General features: G+C 70.0%; 15 protein-coding genes. 7 read left to right on the top strand and 8 right to left on the bottom strand.

Features of this window, described 5'->3' with window-relative positions:
• Positions 1-22: 22 nt before the first annotated feature.
• From ACFQPD_RS06280 to ACFQPD_RS06265, 4 genes are all read right to left on the bottom strand, one after another.
• A complete protein-coding gene (locus tag ACFQPD_RS06280) occupies positions 23-3,034 on the bottom strand; it encodes a glycoside hydrolase family 2 TIM barrel-domain containing protein (protein ID WP_385899511.1) in 3,012 nt (1,003 codons plus the stop codon).
• Positions 3,031-3,843: a carbohydrate ABC transporter permease gene (locus tag ACFQPD_RS06275; protein WP_068750418.1), complete on the bottom strand. Its 813-nt coding sequence runs from the start codon at positions 3,841-3,843 to the stop codon at positions 3,031-3,033. The genes ACFQPD_RS06280 and ACFQPD_RS06275 overlap by 4 nt, the downstream gene beginning before the upstream one ends.
• The gene (locus tag ACFQPD_RS06270; protein WP_385899508.1) at positions 3,836-4,795 is read right to left on the bottom strand and encodes a carbohydrate ABC transporter permease; all 960 of its coding nucleotides are present in this window, start codon (positions 4,793-4,795) and stop codon (positions 3,836-3,838) included. Before ACFQPD_RS06270 ends, ACFQPD_RS06275 begins: the two co-directional genes overlap by 8 nt.
• A gap of 70 nt (positions 4,796-4,865) precedes the next feature.
• The gene (locus tag ACFQPD_RS06265) at positions 4,866-6,161 is read right to left on the bottom strand and encodes an ABC transporter substrate-binding protein (RefSeq protein ID WP_385899506.1); all 1,296 of its coding nucleotides are present in this window, start codon (positions 6,159-6,161) and stop codon (positions 4,866-4,868) included.
• Between the two features lie 225 nt (positions 6,162-6,386).
• Between ACFQPD_RS06265 and ACFQPD_RS06260 the strand changes: the two genes are divergently transcribed.
• Both ACFQPD_RS06260 and ACFQPD_RS06255 read left to right on the top strand, forming a co-directional pair.
• Positions 6,387-7,433: a LacI family DNA-binding transcriptional regulator gene (locus ACFQPD_RS06260; RefSeq protein ID WP_385899505.1), complete on the top strand. Its 1,047-nt coding sequence runs from the start codon at positions 6,387-6,389 to the stop codon at positions 7,431-7,433.
• Between the two features lie 168 nt (positions 7,434-7,601).
• Positions 7,602-8,315: an NYN domain-containing protein gene (locus ACFQPD_RS06255; RefSeq protein ID WP_385899503.1), complete on the top strand. Its 714-nt coding sequence runs from the start codon at positions 7,602-7,604 to the stop codon at positions 8,313-8,315.
• A 21-nt stretch (positions 8,316-8,336) separates the two neighbouring features.
• Here the strand turns inward: ACFQPD_RS06255 and ACFQPD_RS06250 are convergent, their stop codons facing one another.
• Complete coding sequence (locus ACFQPD_RS06250) at positions 8,337-9,320, bottom strand: squalene cyclase (protein ID WP_385899501.1); 984 nt, start codon at positions 9,318-9,320, stop codon at positions 8,337-8,339.
• Positions 9,321-9,476: 156 nt separating this feature from the next.
• Between ACFQPD_RS06250 and ACFQPD_RS06245 the strand changes: the two genes are divergently transcribed.
• The 3 genes from ACFQPD_RS06245 to ACFQPD_RS06235 are packed head-to-tail and all read left to right on the top strand — an operon-like array spanning position 9,477 to position 11,864.
• Positions 9,477-10,466 carry an alpha/beta hydrolase gene (locus tag ACFQPD_RS06245; RefSeq protein ID WP_385899500.1) on the top strand — a complete coding sequence of 330 codons (990 nt, stop codon included), beginning with the start codon at positions 9,477-9,479 and terminating at the stop codon, positions 10,464-10,466.
• 56 nt (positions 10,467-10,522) lie between these two features.
• Entirely contained in the window at positions 10,523-10,978 is a 456-nt protein-coding gene (locus ACFQPD_RS06240) for a GyrI-like domain-containing protein (RefSeq protein WP_385899499.1), read from the top strand.
• Between the two features lie 55 nt (positions 10,979-11,033).
• Complete coding sequence (locus ACFQPD_RS06235; protein ID WP_385899497.1) at positions 11,034-11,864, top strand: FMN-binding negative transcriptional regulator; 831 nt, start codon at positions 11,034-11,036, stop codon at positions 11,862-11,864.
• Between the two features lie 294 nt (positions 11,865-12,158).
• On the opposite strand, the gene ACFQPD_RS06230 is transcribed toward ACFQPD_RS06235, so the two are convergent.
• Both ACFQPD_RS06230 and ACFQPD_RS06225 read right to left on the bottom strand, forming a co-directional pair.
• A complete protein-coding gene (locus ACFQPD_RS06230) occupies positions 12,159-13,616 on the bottom strand; it encodes a glycoside hydrolase family 3 N-terminal domain-containing protein (protein WP_385899652.1) in 1,458 nt (485 codons plus the stop codon).
• Positions 13,514-14,647, bottom strand: a complete 1,134-nt coding sequence (locus tag ACFQPD_RS06225) for a glycoside hydrolase family 3 C-terminal domain-containing protein (protein WP_385899495.1) — start codon at positions 14,645-14,647, stop codon at positions 13,514-13,516. Before ACFQPD_RS06225 ends, ACFQPD_RS06230 begins: the two co-directional genes overlap by 103 nt.
• Positions 14,648-14,772: 125 nt before the next feature.
• Between ACFQPD_RS06225 and ACFQPD_RS06220 the strand changes: the two genes are divergently transcribed.
• Both ACFQPD_RS06220 and ACFQPD_RS06215 read left to right on the top strand, forming a co-directional pair.
• Positions 14,773-15,285 (top strand): DinB family protein, encoded by a 513-nt coding sequence (locus ACFQPD_RS06220; protein WP_385899494.1) that lies wholly within the window; start codon positions 14,773-14,775, stop codon positions 15,283-15,285.
• 91 nt (positions 15,286-15,376) lie between these two features.
• A complete protein-coding gene (locus ACFQPD_RS06215; RefSeq protein ID WP_385899492.1) occupies positions 15,377-15,877 on the top strand; it encodes a flavodoxin family protein in 501 nt (166 codons plus the stop codon).
• A gap of 21 nt (positions 15,878-15,898) precedes the next feature.
• On the opposite strand, the gene ACFQPD_RS06210 is transcribed toward ACFQPD_RS06215, so the two are convergent.
• Positions 15,899-16,243 (bottom strand): HNH endonuclease, encoded by a 345-nt coding sequence (locus ACFQPD_RS06210; protein WP_068749612.1) that lies wholly within the window; start codon positions 16,241-16,243, stop codon positions 15,899-15,901.
• Between the last annotated feature and the right edge of the window lie 34 nt (positions 16,244-16,277).

The raw sequence follows: 16,277 nt of genomic DNA, 5'->3' as shown, positions 1-16,277 counted from the left end.
CCGCGCCGCCCCTCACCTATCGTCAGCGGATGCCCTGGAACGCGAACCGGAACACCAGCTCCTGACCCTCCGGCAGGCGGTACTCGGGGTGGGTCATCGACCCCCACGAGTCGTCCCCGCCCACACCGCGACGCATCAGCGCCGGCCGCAGCACCGTCTTCTGGATCGGCGGCAGATCCACCGGGTGCGCCGCGTTCTCCACCTCCCACGGCGTCCACGGCAGAGCCGAGAACTCCATGGGTTCGTCGACGTACTCGAACCGCAGCCCCGCGCCGTGGGCGTCGGTCACCGTCGCCCACCGGACTCCCGTGTGGTTGCCGGCCTCCTGCGGCCGGATGTACGGCGTCAGCTGTTCCGCGACGTCGCCGGACCACACTCCGAGACGCGCGCCCGCACGCCGGTCGACGTAGCTCTCCTCCGGCCCCTCGCCGTACCAGGTCAGGTGCTGGTAGTCGGCGCCCGTGGTGAGCAGCAGCCCGAACTCCGGCATGTCCGGCAGCCCGTCACCGGGACGCACGGTCATCGTGACCTCGATGCGGCCGTCGCCGTCGACGAGGTACACCACGTCGCACTCGCCGGACGGCTGGCTGGGCAGCTCGTAGGTGTAGCGCACCTCGACGGCGTCACCGACCACCCGCGCGGACGGACCGGCCTCCGCCGCCTCCGAGTAGCGGCTGGCCAGCAGCCACTGCCCGTCGCGGAACGGCATGTTCCAGCCGCGCTCGTTGGAGGTGGGCGCGTGCCAGAAGTTGGGCTTGGGGATGCCGCCCAGCAGTTCGCGGCCGCCGTCGGAGCTCAGCCCGTAGCGGTAGGACACGAGCCCGCCGTACAGCTTCGAGAACAGGGCGGTGAAGTGCCGGCCCCGGACGCCGAAGTTGTGGATGCCGTCGATGAGCTCGGGCGCGCGGGCCGGGGAGCGCGGCGCCGTCGAGCCCGCGATCGTGAACACGGCCTGCTCCCACGCCACCTCATGCCCGGCCGCGCCCCACAGGGTGGGCCGCCGCAGCTGGAAGGACACCTCGACGGTGTACTCGCCGGCCGCGTCCGGCAGGTCGACCGGCAGCGGGTAGTTGCCGGTGTCGCCCGGCTCCACCTCGGTGTCGACGGTGCCCCGCGCCACGACGCGACCCTCGCGGGCCAGCGTCACCACGCACCGGTAGGCCGACGTGTCGGTGAACAGGAACCGGTTCTCGACTTCGAACGAGTCGCCGGAGATCTCGATCCGCAGCCCCTGGTAGAGCTTCTTGACCTCCTGCAGCTTCGGGCTGGGGCTGTGGTCGGCGAAGAAGATGCCGTTGCCGCTGAACTCCGCGTCGTGCGGGGCCTCGCCGCAGTCGCCGCCGTAGCCGAAGTACTCCCGCCCATAGCGGTCCTTCAGCGCGATGGCCTGGTCCGAGAAGTCCCAGATGAACGCGCCCTGGAACAGCGGCTCGCGGTAGGCGAGGTCGATGTACTTGTCGACGGCGCCGAACGAGTTGCCCATCGTGTGCGCGTACTCGCACAGGATGTAGGGCTTCGACCGGTTCGAGGCGAGGAACTCCTCGATGTCGGCCGCCGGGGTGTACATGGTGCTGACGACGTCGGTCGTCTCCGGGAACCGCGGATCCCAGTGGACGCCCTCGTAGTGCACCGGGCGCGTGTCCAGGGACCGGAAGTGATCCGCGACGTCGCGCAGGTTAGTGCCGCCGAAGGACTCGTTGCCGCACGACCACATGACGATGGACGCGTGGTTCTTGTCGCGCTCGAGCATGTTGGATGCCCGGTCGAGGAGGATGTCGCGCCACTCGGGCAGGTTGCCCGGCACGGCGCCCTCGAGCGGCACACGGCCGACGACCACGGCGTGCCACATGCCGTGGGCCTCGAGGTTCATCTCGTCGATGACGTACAGCCCGTACTCGTCGGTCAGTTCGTAGAGGAACGAGTTGTTCGGGTAATGGCTGGTGCGCACGGCATTAATGTTGTGCGCCTTCATGGCCTTGAGGTCGGCCTCGGTCTGCTCGCGCGTCATGACACGGCCCTGCAGCCCGAACTCGTGGCGGTTGACGCCGTTGAACACGACGCGGCGGCCGTTGATCTTCAGCACGCCGTCCTCGATGCCGAACCGGCGGATGCCCACGCGCTGCGGGATGACCTCGACGACCGCGCCGGAGGCATCGCGCACCTCGAGGGTCAGGTCATAGAGGTGCGGGTCCTCGGCGCTCCAGAGCCGAGGCTCGTCGACGGCGACGCTGAGCACGCCGTCGTCACCGGCCGTCAGCTCCCCGACCCCGCCGAGCGTGGCCCGGACGGAGCCCTCGCCCTGCAGCGCGACCGCGAGCCGCACCGTCGCCGATGCCAGGTCGTCGGCCACCTCGGTGGTGGTGCGCAGGTCCTCGACGTGCACGCGGGGGCGGCGGTAGAGCATGACGTCGCGGAAGATGCCCGAGAACCGGTAGAAGTCCTGGTCCTCGATCCACGCGGCGCCGCTCCACTTGATCACCTGCGCGGCGAGCTTGTTCTCCCCGTCGACCAGATGGTCAGTGATGTCGAACTCCGACGGCGTGAACGCGTCACCGCCGTAGCCGACGTAGGCGCCGTTCAGCCACACCGCGATCGTCGACTCGGCACCCTTGAAGGAGATGCTGACGCGCTCGCCGTCGGCCGGCGGGGTGTCGAGCGTGAAGTGGGTGACGTAGCTGCCCACCGGGTTGTACTTCTGCGGGATCTGGCCGGGCCAGATGTCCTCGTAGCCGTCCCAGGGGTGCTGGACGTTGGCGTACTGGGGGCGGTCGTAGCCCTGCAGCTGGATGTGGCCGGGGACGCGGATGTCGTCCCAGGCGTCCGCGTCGTAGTCGAGGGCCTCGAAGCCCTCCGGCGCCAGCGACGGGTTCTTGGCGTGGTGGAACTTCCAGGTGCCGTTGAGGCACTGCTCGAAGCTGCTGGTGCCGAGCGACGCCTCGTGGGCGTCGGCGAACCAGCGGTGGTCCGAGTGCGCCGGGAGGCGGTTCTCGGCGAAGAAGGTCGGGTCGGCGATGCGGGTGCGGTCGAAAGTCATTTGATGGCTCCTGTGATGCCCTCGGCGAAGGCGCGCTGCAGCACGAGGAAAAGCACCATCGTGGGCAGGGACGCCAGGAGAACCGCGAGCATGAGTACTCCGTAGTCGGTGACGTAGCCGGCGCGCAGGTTGGAGATGAGCATCGGCATGGTCTGGTAACTGTTGTTGACGAGGATCACCTTGGGCCACAGGAAGTTGTTCCATGCGGTCATGAAGGTGATGACGGCCGCGGCCGCCAGGGTCGACCGCATCGTCGGCAGGAAGATGCGGAAGAAGATGCTGAGCTCGCCCAGTCCGTCGAGGCGGGCGGCCTCGACGATCTCGTGCGGGAAGCTGCGGGCGGACTGCCGGAACAGCAGCACGAGGAACGGGGTCGCGACGGCCGGCAGGATGACGGCGACCGACGAGTTGACCAGCCCGAAGTCCGCGAACATCTGGAACAGCGGGATCATGGTCGCGGCGAACGGGATCATCATCGCCAGCAGCAGGAACGCCATGAGGCGGTCCTTGCCGCGGGAGTGGAAGACCTCGAAGCCGTAGCCGGCGATGGAACACACGATGAGCGCCAGCACGGTGGTGCCGACCGCGTTGAGCGACGAGTACCACATGGCGGAGGCGACGTCCTGCTGCGCGACGAGCTTGGAGAAGTTCTCGAACAGCGCGGTGCCCGGCAGCAGCCGGGAGTTCAGGACGTCCCGGCTGGTGTTCGTGGCCGACACCACCATGAAGTACAGGGGGAAGACCGAGGCGAGCGCGGTCAGCGACAGGAAGATGTAGCCCGGCAGCTTGCGGGCCTGCGTCTTAGTCACGCTTGTCTCCGATCTTCATCTGGACCGCGGCCAGGACGGCGACCATGATCAGGATCACGTAGGACAATGCGGCGCCGTAGCCGAAGTTGGGGTTCCGCTGGAAGGACACCTCGAACAGGTAGTGCGACATGGTCATCGACGTGTAGGCCGGCCCGCCCTGGGTGAGGTTCCACGATTCGTCGAACAGCTGGATGGTGCCGTTGGTCGACATGATCGCGGTGAGCAGGATCATGGGCTTGAGCTGCGGGATCGTCACGTACCAGAACGTGGCGAATGAGCCCGCGCCGTCGATCTTGGCCGCCTCGAGTGACGAGTAGTCGATGTTCTGCAGCGCCGCGAGGTAGAACACCATGTTGTAGCCGGTCCAGCGCCACAGCAGGCCGAGGATGATGACGAAGCGGGCGGTGTCGGTCTCGCCCAGCCAGTTGATGGGCGAGTCGACGAGGTTCAGCCACAGGAGCACGTCGTTGACGAAGCCGTCGTTGGCGAACATCGTGCGGAACACCAGGGAGTAGCTGACCAGGGAGACCGCGGCGGGCAGGAAGATGGCGGTGCGCCACAAGCCCTTGAAGCGCAGGTTCTTGTCGTTGAGCAGGTTCGCCAACACGAGCGCGGTGACGAGCATGATCGGGACCTGGATCGCCAGATAGATGAACGTGTTGCCGACGGTGAGCTTGAAGATCTCATCGCTGAACAGCCGCTCGTAGTTGAACCACAGCGGGTCGGCGAAGTTCAGGCGGGTCCCGCGTCCGGTCTTCAGCGACAGGATGAGGGCCTGGAACATCGGGTAGAAGTTCATCCAGAGGATGAGGGCGGCTGCCGGGAGGAGGAAGATCCATCCGGTCAGGTTGCGGCGCTGCTCAAGTCCGAAGCGCCGACGGCGGGAGGCAGGTGTCGGGTCCGCCGCGTCGGGGGCGGTCCTGGGGACCGCCGCGAATCGTTGTTCTGCCATGTGAGGAACCACCTTCTCGCGCGGGTGGGGGCCGGGTGCCCGGCCCCCACCACGGATGACTAACGAGGGATCACTGCATCGCGAACTCGACGTTGTCCTGCGCCTCCTGCAGCGCAGTCTCGACGTCGGTTCCGCCCAGGATCTTGGTGACAGCGGCGCTCACGGCGTCGCGGCCCTCGTAGTAGTAGACGCCGGTGTTGTTGCTCGGCACCTTGGCGGCGAACTCCAGCACCTTTCTGAAGACCGGCTCGCCTCCGAAGAACTCCTGCGGCTCGCCATAGGCGTCGCTCTCACCGGCCGGCAGCCAGTTGGCCACGGCACCCGACGGGAGGATGGTGTCGTAGAACTCGGTCGACCCGGCGAACGTGCTGGCCAGGAAGTCGGCGGCCAGTTCCTTGTCGGCGTTGGAGCTGATGGCCCACGACGACCCGCCGTTGGCGGAGTAGTGGGTGGCGCCGTCGACGTCGTCGAGCTTGGGCAGGTTGGTGATGCCCCACTTGCCGGCCTGATCCTCTGCGGACTGGATGGAGCCCATGATCCACACGCCCTGCATGACGCCGGCGACGTTGGAGTTCACGAAGGTCCCGATGAACTCGTCCCACGAGTTGACCTCGACGAAGACGCCCGACTCCACGAGCTGCTGATAGGTCTCGATCGACTTGATCAGCGCCTCGTTGCCGACGATGGTCGGGTTGCCCTCGTCGTCGAACAGGCTCGCGCCGGCCGACTGCAGCATCATCATGATGAGATCCGCCGATCCCGCCATGCCCGAGGCGAGGGGCTTCCCCGTCTTGGCGAGGACGTCCTCGCCCTTCTCGATGAACTCGCTCCAGGTGATGTCGGTGAAGTCGTCGACGGTGTAGCCGGCCTCCGCGAGGACATCGGTGCGCAGGGCGCTGATGGCGGTGCCGTTGTCGAAGGGCAGGCCGTAGTTGACGCCGTCGACGGTGGAGTAGGCGACGACACCCTCGGGGAACTCGCCGAAGTCGACGTCGGAGTCCGAGAAGTCGCTGAAGAGGTCCGGGTAGTTGATGACGTTCTTCTGGAACGCGTTGTTCTGCATGAGGAAGATGTCGGGGAGTTCGCCGAACTCCTGCGACTGCGCCAGCGTGGTCAGCTTGGTCTGCAGGTCGTCCCAGGGGGTCTCGATGACCTCGACCTCGACGTCGGGGTTGTCCTGCTGGTAGATCTTCGCCGCCTCGTTGATGGCGTAGATGTTGAAGGCCGGGTCCCAGGCCCAGACCGTCAGCTTGCCGTCGCCGGTGTCTCCGCCGTCGGATCCGTTCGAGCCGTTGTCACCGCCGCAGGCGGTGAGCGAGAGCGGCACCACCACTGCGAGGGCGGCGATCTTCTTCCACGTCGTCATGAGTACTTCCTTAGTCTCGTGTGGCCTGCGCCGAGGCTATGGGTCGGCGCTCCCCAGAGGGCGTCCTCGCCCCACATCCTGGATGATGTTTACGTAAACGTAGCACGACCCCCAGCGGGTTGACCAGCGAGTCACATAACGGTCCGGTAACAGTTGTTCTCGCTGAATTCCGCCTGGGTTCGCGTCGTGATGACGTCAACATCAACGAGGGGCTACAGTGTCGCCATGGGCACCGTCTCGGGTCGAGGACGACGAAAGACCGGCCCGTCCATCGAGGACGTGGCACGGTTGGCGGGCGTGTCCGCGCAGACGGTGTCGCGGGTGTCGACGGGGGCGGAGGCGGTGCGGCCCGAGACCAAAGCCCGCGTGCTCGAAGCCATGGCGCAGCTCGGCTACTCGCCCAACCGCGCCGCGCGCGCCCTGCGCAACGGCTCGTTCGGGACCATCGGCCTGCTCGCGCACCGGTATGAGCGGACCGGCGAGGTGCTCACGACGGGCGGCGTCGTCAAGGCGGCCGACGACGAGGGCTACACCGTGACCCTGCTCAGCATCGAGTCCGAGACGGCCGACGCCGCCGACTGGGAGTCGGCCGCGCACCGGATCTCCAACCAGGCCATCGACGGGCTCGTGATCATCCGCGCCGAGGAGGCCACGCCCGAGACCCTGACGCTGCCGGCGGGCATGCCCGTGGCGGTGTCGGATTCGCGGCTGGTCGGCCACTATCCCGCGGTGATGGGGGACCAGTTGCAGGGCAGCCGCGACGCCACCCGCCACCTGTTGAAGCTCGGGCACCGGACGGTGCACCACCTCGCCGGGCCCACCGACTCCGAGCCGGCGCTCATGCGCCGGGGCGCGTGGCAGCGGGCGCTGGAGGCGGCCGGCGTGCGCGCCCCCGAGGCGTGGATCGGGGACTGGACGCCGCGCTCGGGCTACGAGATCGGCAAGCGGATCGCCGAGGACCCGGATGTGACGGCGGTGTTCGCGGCCAACGACGAGATGGCGTTCGGCCTGATCCGGGCGCTACACGAGGCCGGGCGCGGTGTGCCGGGCGACGTGTCCGTCGTCGGGTTTGATGCCATCGCACTGAGCGAGTACTCGTATCCACCCTTGACGACGGTGCGGCACGATTTCCAGCGGATCGGGCAGGAGCTGGTGAAGCTGGTCCTGGCGCAGATCCGCTCACGCGGGGTGAGCTCCGCGCGCCACGACCGCGTCGTCGTCCCGACCGAGCTCATCGTCCGCGGCACGACCGCCCCGCCACCCTCCGCCTGACCCGCGCCGTCGTCGCCCCTCGCCGCTCCGCTGGCCCCCGCCGTCGTCGCCCCCGCCCAGCCTCCCCGGGCCCAATCTGCACGACACGCCGTCGAACTCCACCCCCGACCCCCTGACGCGGGTCGATGTGCGAGTTGGCGGTAGGTTCGTGTCGACGACAGGGGACCCATGACCACTCAGACACCACGCGAGGCCCGCCTCGCCGTGCTCATCGACGCCGACAACGCCCGCGCGCAGCACATCGATCAGCTGCTGGTCGAGGTCGCCAAGTACGGCCGCGCCTCGGTGCGGCGCGCCTACGGCGACTGGACCTCGACGCAGCTGACGTCGTGGAAGGCCGAACTGCTGCAGCACTCCATCCAGCCGATCCAGCAGTTCAGCTACACCAGCGGCAAGAACGCGACGGACAGCTCGCTCATCATCGACGCCATGGACCTGCTCCACGCCGGCAACCTCGACGGCTTCTGCCTCGTCTCCAGCGACAGCGACTTCACCCGCCTCGCCGCCCGCATCCGCGAGGACGGCAAGGTCGTCTACGGCTTCGGCGAGCGCAAGACGCCCAAGCCGTTCGTCGCCGCGTGCGACACCTTCATCTACGTCGAAAACCTCACCGCAGCCTCGACGGCGAAGCCCGCGACGGTGGAGCAGCGCACGCTCGTCAGCGACGCCTTCCTGGACAAGCTGCTCGCAGAGGCCGTCGACGCGGCCGCCGGCGACGACAACTGGGCCAACCTCGCCGCCGTCGGCAGCAACCTCTCCCGCCTGGCGTCGGACTTCGACTCCCGCACCTGGGGGTTCGCGAAGCTCAAGGATCTCTTCGCCGCGCACCCCGACTATGTCGTACAGAAGAAGCCCAACGGGGTGCTCGTCCAGCCGAAGTAGCGCCGACGGCGGGCGCCCGGCTCAGGCGTCGCGGCCCTCGTCCCACCAGTCGAGCACGCGGGTCGCGAGGAACGTGAGCCACGGCGACGGATCGCCGACCGGCACGTCGACGTCGAACCACACCTGCCCGCGGTAGCGCCGGCCCTGCAGCCAGCGCCCATCCGGCTGCCGCGCCGCGCGCACGATCTCGACGGCGTCCGCCGCCCGCGGATCCGGGGCGACGCCGTCGTACAGCGACGCGGCCCGGAGATGGTCCAGGACGTTGAGCGCGGTGTACACCCAGCGCAGCGGGTACGCCAGGTACTCCACCCACTCCCCCACGCGTTCGCCCATGCTCGCCCGGTAGAGGAGGCGCCGCTCGAGCAGATACTCCTGGGCGCGCTGCCGGCTGGCGCGCAGGGCGTCGTGGCCGCCGGTCCACTGCTCGTACCAGAGGATGCCCTTGATCGAGTTGAGCGTCGAGTGGAACGACGACCGCGTCGAGCCCTCCACCCACTCGCAGTTCCAGCCACCGTCGTCGAGTTGGTGCTCAGGGAACCAGTCGACGAGGCGGCCGACGTCCGCGCCGAGCCACGCCCCGTTGGCGAGGGTGAACGCGTTGATGCAGCAGTCGACCTCACCGCCCCAGTAGGGCAGGTCGTCGTACTCCCACCGGCTGGAGGCGGCCAGCTTGGAGGCGGTGCCGGTCAGCGGGGCGGGGTCGAGTCCCCACTCGCGCAGGGTGTTGAGGGTCCAGGTGGTGGCGGTATAGGGCTGGCCCTGGTCGTCGTCGGGGCGGTTGAGCGCCCGGGGGTCCGCGCGGCCGGGGAAGTAGGCGCCGCCGGCCCACTGCCCGTCGTCGTCCTGGAGCGCGAGGAGCCGCGCGGCCATCCCCGTCGTGGCCATCTCGGCGCGGGTCTGCTGCCAGACGTGCTCCGGCGCGTCGAGGAGGTCGCGCTGCACCTGCCAGCGCAGGGCCGGGTCGGAGTCGAGCAGCCAGTCGGTGATCGCGCGAGGGTGCTGCATGGGGTGAGCGTAGGCCGGGATCGACACGAATGACAGGGTCCGACCGACCTCGGCGCCTCCTGCGCGCCCGAGGGGCCAGTTCGACGGCGTGTCGTGCCAGTGGAGGCGGGGTGGGGCGGGCGGCGCGCTGATCAGGGGCTGGGCAAGAATGGGGGCATGAAGCTCTTCACCCAGACCGTCGGCCACGACGCCCCCCTCACCTGCTACGTCCAGGAGCCCAGCGCCGAGCTCGCCACCGCCGCCACCCGCCCCGCCGTCCTCGTCCTCCCCGGGGGCGGCTATTTCATGACCTCGGACCGTGAGGCGGAGCCGGTTGCGCTCGCCTACCTCGCCGCCGGGTTCAACGCGTTCGTGTTGCGCTACGCGGTGGGCGCCGAGTCCCCGTTCGAGAAGTCGTTCGACGACGCCAAGGCCGCCCTCGCCTGGATCCGGGCGAACGCCGCCGACCTGCACATCGACCCGACGAAGGTCGCGGCCGTCGGGTTCTCCGCCGGCGGCCACCTCGCCTCGAGCCTCGCGACCGCCGCCGAGGACAAGCCCGACGCGCTGGTGGCCGGATACCCGGTCACCCTCGAGGAGTTCGGGCCGCCGGTGGGCAAGGAACTCATAGACGTGCCCAGCCACGTGAGCGCCGCCACGCCGCCGACGTTCCTGTTCAGCACCAGCGACGACACCGTCGTCCCGATCCGCAACTCCATCGCCTTCCTCGCCGCGCTGGCCGAGCACGAGGTGCCGTTCGAGTCGCACATCTATCTCCTGGGCCCGCACGGCCTCAGCCTGTCTACCAACGCGACGGCGAACGGCCGCGCCGAGATGGCCGAGGCGTCGGTGCGACCGTGGCTGGCCGATTCGGTGCGGTTCCTCCAGACCGTGTTCGGCGACTTCTCCGTCGACGGCGAGGCCGAGACGTACCAGACGCTGGTGAACCGTCGCCGCTTGGGCGTCGACATGCCGCTCGGCCGGTTGATGGCCGACGAGCGCGCGGCCAACGTCGTGCGCCGGCACGCCCCGGAGCTGGCCGCCGCCGTCGGAGCCGACGCGTTCGCCGGCGTCGTGTCGATCCGCCAGGCCGTCAGCTACCAGCCGGGCGCGATGTCGGACGAGGCGCTGGCCGCACTCGACGCGGAGCTCACCGCCCTGCGCTGACCTCGACCAGGCGCATACTGGCACTCAAGGGCCCCGGACGGGGTCGAGGAGGAGCGATGACCGAGTTCCGCTTGAGTACCCTCGATGCGCAGCAGGCGGCGGCGGTCCGCCGGACCGTGCCGATGGGCGAGCTCACAACCGCGTTCGACACGGGCTTCACTGAGGTGATGCGGGCCGTCGCCGAGCAGGGCGCCACCGTCACGGGGCCGCCGTTCGGCTACTACCACTCGATGCCGGGAGAGACGGTCGACGTATCGATCGGATTCCCGGTGTCGGCAGCGGTCGAGGCCGGTGACGTGCAGCCGTTCGAGCTTCCGGGCGGGGAGGCGGTCGTCGGCACTCACGTGGGTCCGTACGACGACCTGGAGCGCACCTACGGCGAGCTGATGACGTGGGTCAAGCTCGAGGGGCTGACCCTGGCCGAGGGCATGTGGGAGCAGTATGTGAGCGATCCCGCGGCCGAGCCCGACCCGACGACGTGGCGGACGCTGATCGTCTGGCCGCTGGCCTGAGCGTTCGGGTGGGGCCGCGGTGGCGGGGAGTGCAGCCCGGTTACGATGGCCGACCATGGAGCGCGACATCCCAGCCAGCACCGTGTACGTCCCAGCCAGCCAGCGCGTGGACGACGTCGAACGCTGTCGCGCGCTCCTCGCCGAGGTGGGCGCCGCACTGTGGATCACGGGGGGCGACGGGGCGCCGTCGGCGACGCTACTGCCCACGGTGTGGGAGGGCGAACGGCTCATCGCACACGCCTCAGCCCACAACCCGCAGTTCGACCTGGCCGACGACGAGCGCGTGCCGTGCCGCGTGCTCATCCAGGGTTCGCACACCTACGTGAGCCCGCGCTGGTACCCGAGCATCCAGCCTGCCGAGCACGGTGGCGCGGCGAGGGGGCGTGCCGAGGGCCGCGCCGTCGGCACGTGGGACTACGAGCAGGTCCAGATCGCCGGCTGGCTGACCGTGCATCGCGACACCCGGCGCCTGCGTGGCGAGGTGATGGCTCAGGCGCGGTCGGTCGACGCGGCACGCCTGGCCGACACCCCCGGCGCCGCGGACGCGGAGCGCGGACCGTGGTCGGGCGCCGAGGCGCCGACGGACTTCATGGCGGCGATGCTCCAGGGCATCGTCGGGGTGGAGCTCGAGATCACCGAGGTGGTGGGGCGGTTCAAGCTGTCGCGGAACCGGACGGACGCCGACCGCGCCGGGGTGGTGGCCGGGCTCCGCGAACGGGGTCGCGACCGTGATCTGCGGGTCGCGGACGCCGTCGAGGCGGTGGATCCGCTCCCCCGCGGCGTCGCGTCAGCTGGAGGTAGCCCCGCGACCGCTGCGAGTGGCCCCGCCGTCGATCCCCTGCCCCGCCCCGTCGCGGGCGACCCTCCAGCGTCGGCTGGCGAGTAGCTGCGCCTGCCGAACTACGGGTTGAGCCTGACTCGCGGCTTGCGGACCGTGGTTGAGCCTGACACGCGGCTCGTCGGGGATGGACGAGCCTGCGGCCAGGGTTAACCACGAAGATCGGCGGAGTCGGCCCGAATTGGCCGTCGAGACTGGACGCAGGCTCAAGTCACCGCACACCGCCTTCCCCGCGTCGAGAATCGGCGCAGGCTCAACCCCCTCAACGAGCCTCAAGAACCGCCTTCACCGCGACGACACCAGTCGCAGGCTCAACCGATCCCCACAGGCCGCGAGTCAGGCTCAACCAATCCCCGCAGACCGCGTGTCAGGCTCAACGCCCTCCCCGCGCCCGGAGCGCGCCGGCCGCGACACCGCCACGAAGCGCAGCACCCGCCCCGCGACCGCCTGCAGCTCCCCACGACGCACCCCGTCGCCCTTCGCCAGCGACCGCAGCAGCGAGCGGTCCACCCCGCGCCGCAGCCCGTCGACGGTGGAGCCGGGCATCAGCACGTCCACGCCCGCGCGCACCCGGTACGCCGAGTCCCAGACGTCCGGGAAGTGCGGGTCGCGGGAGTGCTGCATCCACCAGTCGGTCATCACCATGCCGTCGTAGCCCCACTGGTCGCGCAGGATGGTCGTGACGAGCTCGTAGTTGTAGTGCGCCCAGACCCCGTTGATCTTGTTGTACGACGTCATGATCGTCTGGGGCCGCGCCTCCTTGACGACGATCTCGAACCCCTTGAGATAGATCTCGCGCAGCGCCCGCTCGGAGACCCGCGAGTCGTTCTTGCTCCGGTTGGTCTCCTGGTTGTTGGCGGCGAAGTGCTTCGGGCACGCCGCGACACCCCGCGACTGCACCCCCGCCACGACGGCGGCGCCCATCCGCCCGGTCACCAGCGGGTCCTCCGAGAAGTACTCGAAGTTGCGCCCGCACAGCGGGTCGCGGTGGATGTTCATGCCGGGCGAGAGCAGGACGTCGGACCCCTTGCGGACCATCTCAAGCGCGTGCTCGGCGGCCAGCTCGCGGACCAGCCCCGGGTCCCACGTCGACGCCAGCGCCGTGCCGCACGGCAGCAGCGACGCGTACGCGCTCAGCCGGATGCCGGACGGCCCGTCCGTACACGTCACCGGGGGCACGCCCTTCGCCCGCAGCGACTCCAGGATCCCGCCGAACACGCCCGCGTTGCCGACGGCGCCGAGCGGGCTGTTCATCCGGCCGTGCCCGCGGGTGAGGGCCTCGAGCTCCTCGTCGCTCAGCTGCGCGACGAACTCGTCCATGGAGCGCCGCCCCGCCGCGACGTCGTCGAACTGGACCCCGCGGTACCCCGTCACCGGGATCTCGGTGGGCAGGGCGTCGAGGATCCGGCGCCGCAGGTCGACGGTCCGGGTGGGCACGTCCTCCCACCCGACTCGGGCCGCAGCGCCGTCTCGCCGCACCGTCATGCGCCGGAACGGCGCCTCGGGGTCGACGGCGCACGCCTCGGCCAGCTGCTCGACGACGACCAGCTCCGGCACCTCGACCGCGCCCACCCGTTCAGCGGTCCGCACGTCCGCGCCCATATAGAAGGTGTAGGCCCCCGGCTCGAGCACCCAGGCGGAGCGGTGGCCGGTGGCGCCGCCGTCGTCGTAGCTCGCCAGCGCCGCCCGCGGCACGGTCAGCGACACCCGCTCAGACTCCCCGGGCGCCAGCTCAGCCGTCTTCGCATAGCCGACGAGCGCGCGCGACGGCTTGCCCAGGGCGCCGTCCGGCGCGGCCACATACAGCTGGACGACCTCGCGGCCCGCCCGCTCGCCGACGTTGCGGACCTCGACGGAGACCGCGACGTCGCCGTCACCCCCACCCGAGAACTCCGCCGCTCCCAGCTCGAACGACGCATATCCGAGGCCGAACCCGAACGGGAACTGCACCGCCTCGGGCGCGAAGGTCTCGAAGTACCTGTAGCCGACGAAGACGTCTTCGGCGTAGTTGTTGAAGTGGCGGTGGCCGAAGTTCGGCGCCGACGGGTAGTCCTCGTAGCGGCGCGCGATGGTGTCGGTGAGCCGACCGACGGCGACACCGCCCCGGTCAACACGTCCACCAGCCCCCGGCTGCCCTCCATGCCGCCCTGCCAGGCGAGGATGAGGCCAGCCAAGCGGTCGCCGTAGTCGTCGGCCCACGACAGGTCCATGACGTTGCCCGTGTTGACCACCACGACGACGCGCTCGAACCGCGCGACCACCGCGTCGAGCATCGCCCGCTCCGCGTCCGTCAGATAGTAGGAGCCGGGTTCGAGCACGCTTTCGCGGTCCTCGCCGGCGGCCCGGCCGATGACCACCACCGCGACACCGGCCTCGCGCGCCGCCCGCGACACCAGCCCGGCGTCGAGGGGCATCTCGTCGAAGTGTCGCGGCCAGTTGCCCCAGTAGCCCTCGTCCGGCGGGTTCGCCGCGGACCACGTCTCGTAGGCGGCGGCCAGTTCGCCCACCACCGCGACACCGGCCTCGCGCAATGCCTCCAGCAGCGACACCTCGTAGGGCGCCTTGACGTCCCCGCCGGAGCCGTAGCCGACGGCGAACCAGTCGCACTGCACGCGCCCGAACACCGCGACCGGCGCGTGCGCGGGGAGCGGGAGCACGCCGTCGACGTTGCGCAGCAGCACCACGCCCTCGCCCGCCGCGAGCCGGCAGAGCTCGACGAGGCGGGGGGCGACGGTGCGGTCGGGGTCGACGATGTCGACGGACTGCTGTGCCAGGCCGTTGACGACGCGGTGCATCGCGCGGCGGTAGAGGCGCCAGAGTTCCTGTGGCATGCGGTGTCCTCGGAGGGTCTCGGTCAGCGGCGTGGCGGCGTCGGTCGCCGGGCAGGATCACCGCTGTGTGGAATCACATCATAAACGAAGCGTTTCGATTCGCACCAGGGGTCCAGACTGGTGCCATGGACGCACTCGACATCCTCCGCGACGCCGCCACCCGCCCGATCGACTCCCTGCGGTCCATCGCCGACCGCATCACCCCGGCGAACCTCAACCGCCACCCCGCCGGCCACGACAACTCCATCGCGTGGCTCCTCTGGCACACCGGCCGGGAGCTCGACGTGCAGCTCGCCCACCTGACCGGCGACGACGAGGTCTGGCGCGCGCAGGGGTTCCGCGACCGCAGCGGACTCGGCGCCTCCGGCGACCCGGTCGGCTACGGCCACTCGCCCGAGGAGGCGCGCGCGATCGCTGTCGACGACGCCGCCGTCCTCATCGACTACGTCGCCGCCTGCACCGACGCCCTGCTCGCCTACCTCGACACCCTCAGCGAGGCCGACCTCGACGACGTCGTCGACCGCCACTGGAATCCGCCCGTCACGCGCGGCGTGCGGCTGGTCAGCGTCATCGACGACGCCGCGCAGCACATCGCCCAGGCCGCGTACGTCGTCGGCATGCCGGCCGAGGCGCCCTGAACCCTCCCTTCACGTTCGGCAGCCCGCGGCCACATTCCCGCACCCGTCTACCCGCCGCGGCGTACGCTGGGAACGACCGAAAGGACGGGCGATGAAGGCCGTTGTCGTGTACGAATCGCTGTGGGGAAACACCGCTCAGATTGCGCGCGCGGTGGCCGACGGGCTGGGCGAGGGCGCCGTCGCGATGTCGACGAAGGACGCCACGCCGGACGTGGTGGCCGACGCGGACCTGATCGTCGCGGGCGGGCCGGTGTTCGCGTTCCACCTGTCGTCGGAGCGCACTCGCACCGAGATCCGTGAGCACCCGGAGCCGGGGTCGCCGCCGCCGGACCTCAGCAACCCGTCGATCCGGGAGTGGATGGACTCGCTCCCGCCCGCCACGACACCGTTCGCTGCCTTCGACACCGAAGTCCGCGGCCCCTTCGGCAAGGGGGCGCCGACGATCGCGAAGGAGCTCGAGGCGAAGGGGTACCGGCCGGTCGTGAAGCCGGAGGGTTTCTTCGTGACGGGCAAGTACGGCCCGCTACGCGACGGTGAGCTGGACCGCGCCCGACGGTGGGGCGAGACCCTGGGCGCCGCCGTCGTCCGCTGACCCACGCCCGGACCGCGACAGCTAGCGCTCGCTGAGGACCGCCGAGATCTCCCACTGGCGGATCAGGAACGACTCCTCGTCGAGCTTCTTCCGCCGCATCCAGCCGGTCACCTCGCTGTTGCACTTGCTGGTGTTGCACGCGCGACAGGCTGGGACCACGTTGTCGACGGTGTAGCGGCCGCCGCGGGAGATCGGGAGCACGCAGTCCTTCTGCAGGGCCACGCCGACGGCGCCGCAGTACGCGCACCCGCCCCATCGGTCACACAGGGCGGACCACTGTTCGACGGTGAGGTCCTGCACCTTGGCGCCCAGCCGTCGCTTGCGTCGTCGCGCGGCGCGCACCCGCATCGTCGTCCGCCCCGCCATGCCCGTCCCCCCGCCATGCCCGTCCGTCCGCAAC

This window comes from Tessaracoccus sp. O5.2 (genome assembly GCF_964266725.1).
Taxonomy (GTDB): Bacteria; Actinomycetota; Actinomycetes; order Propionibacteriales; family Propionibacteriaceae; genus Arachnia; species Arachnia lapidicapta.
Note: the sequence above shows the minus strand (reverse complement) of the source record. Positions and strands in the feature narration are given on the sequence as shown.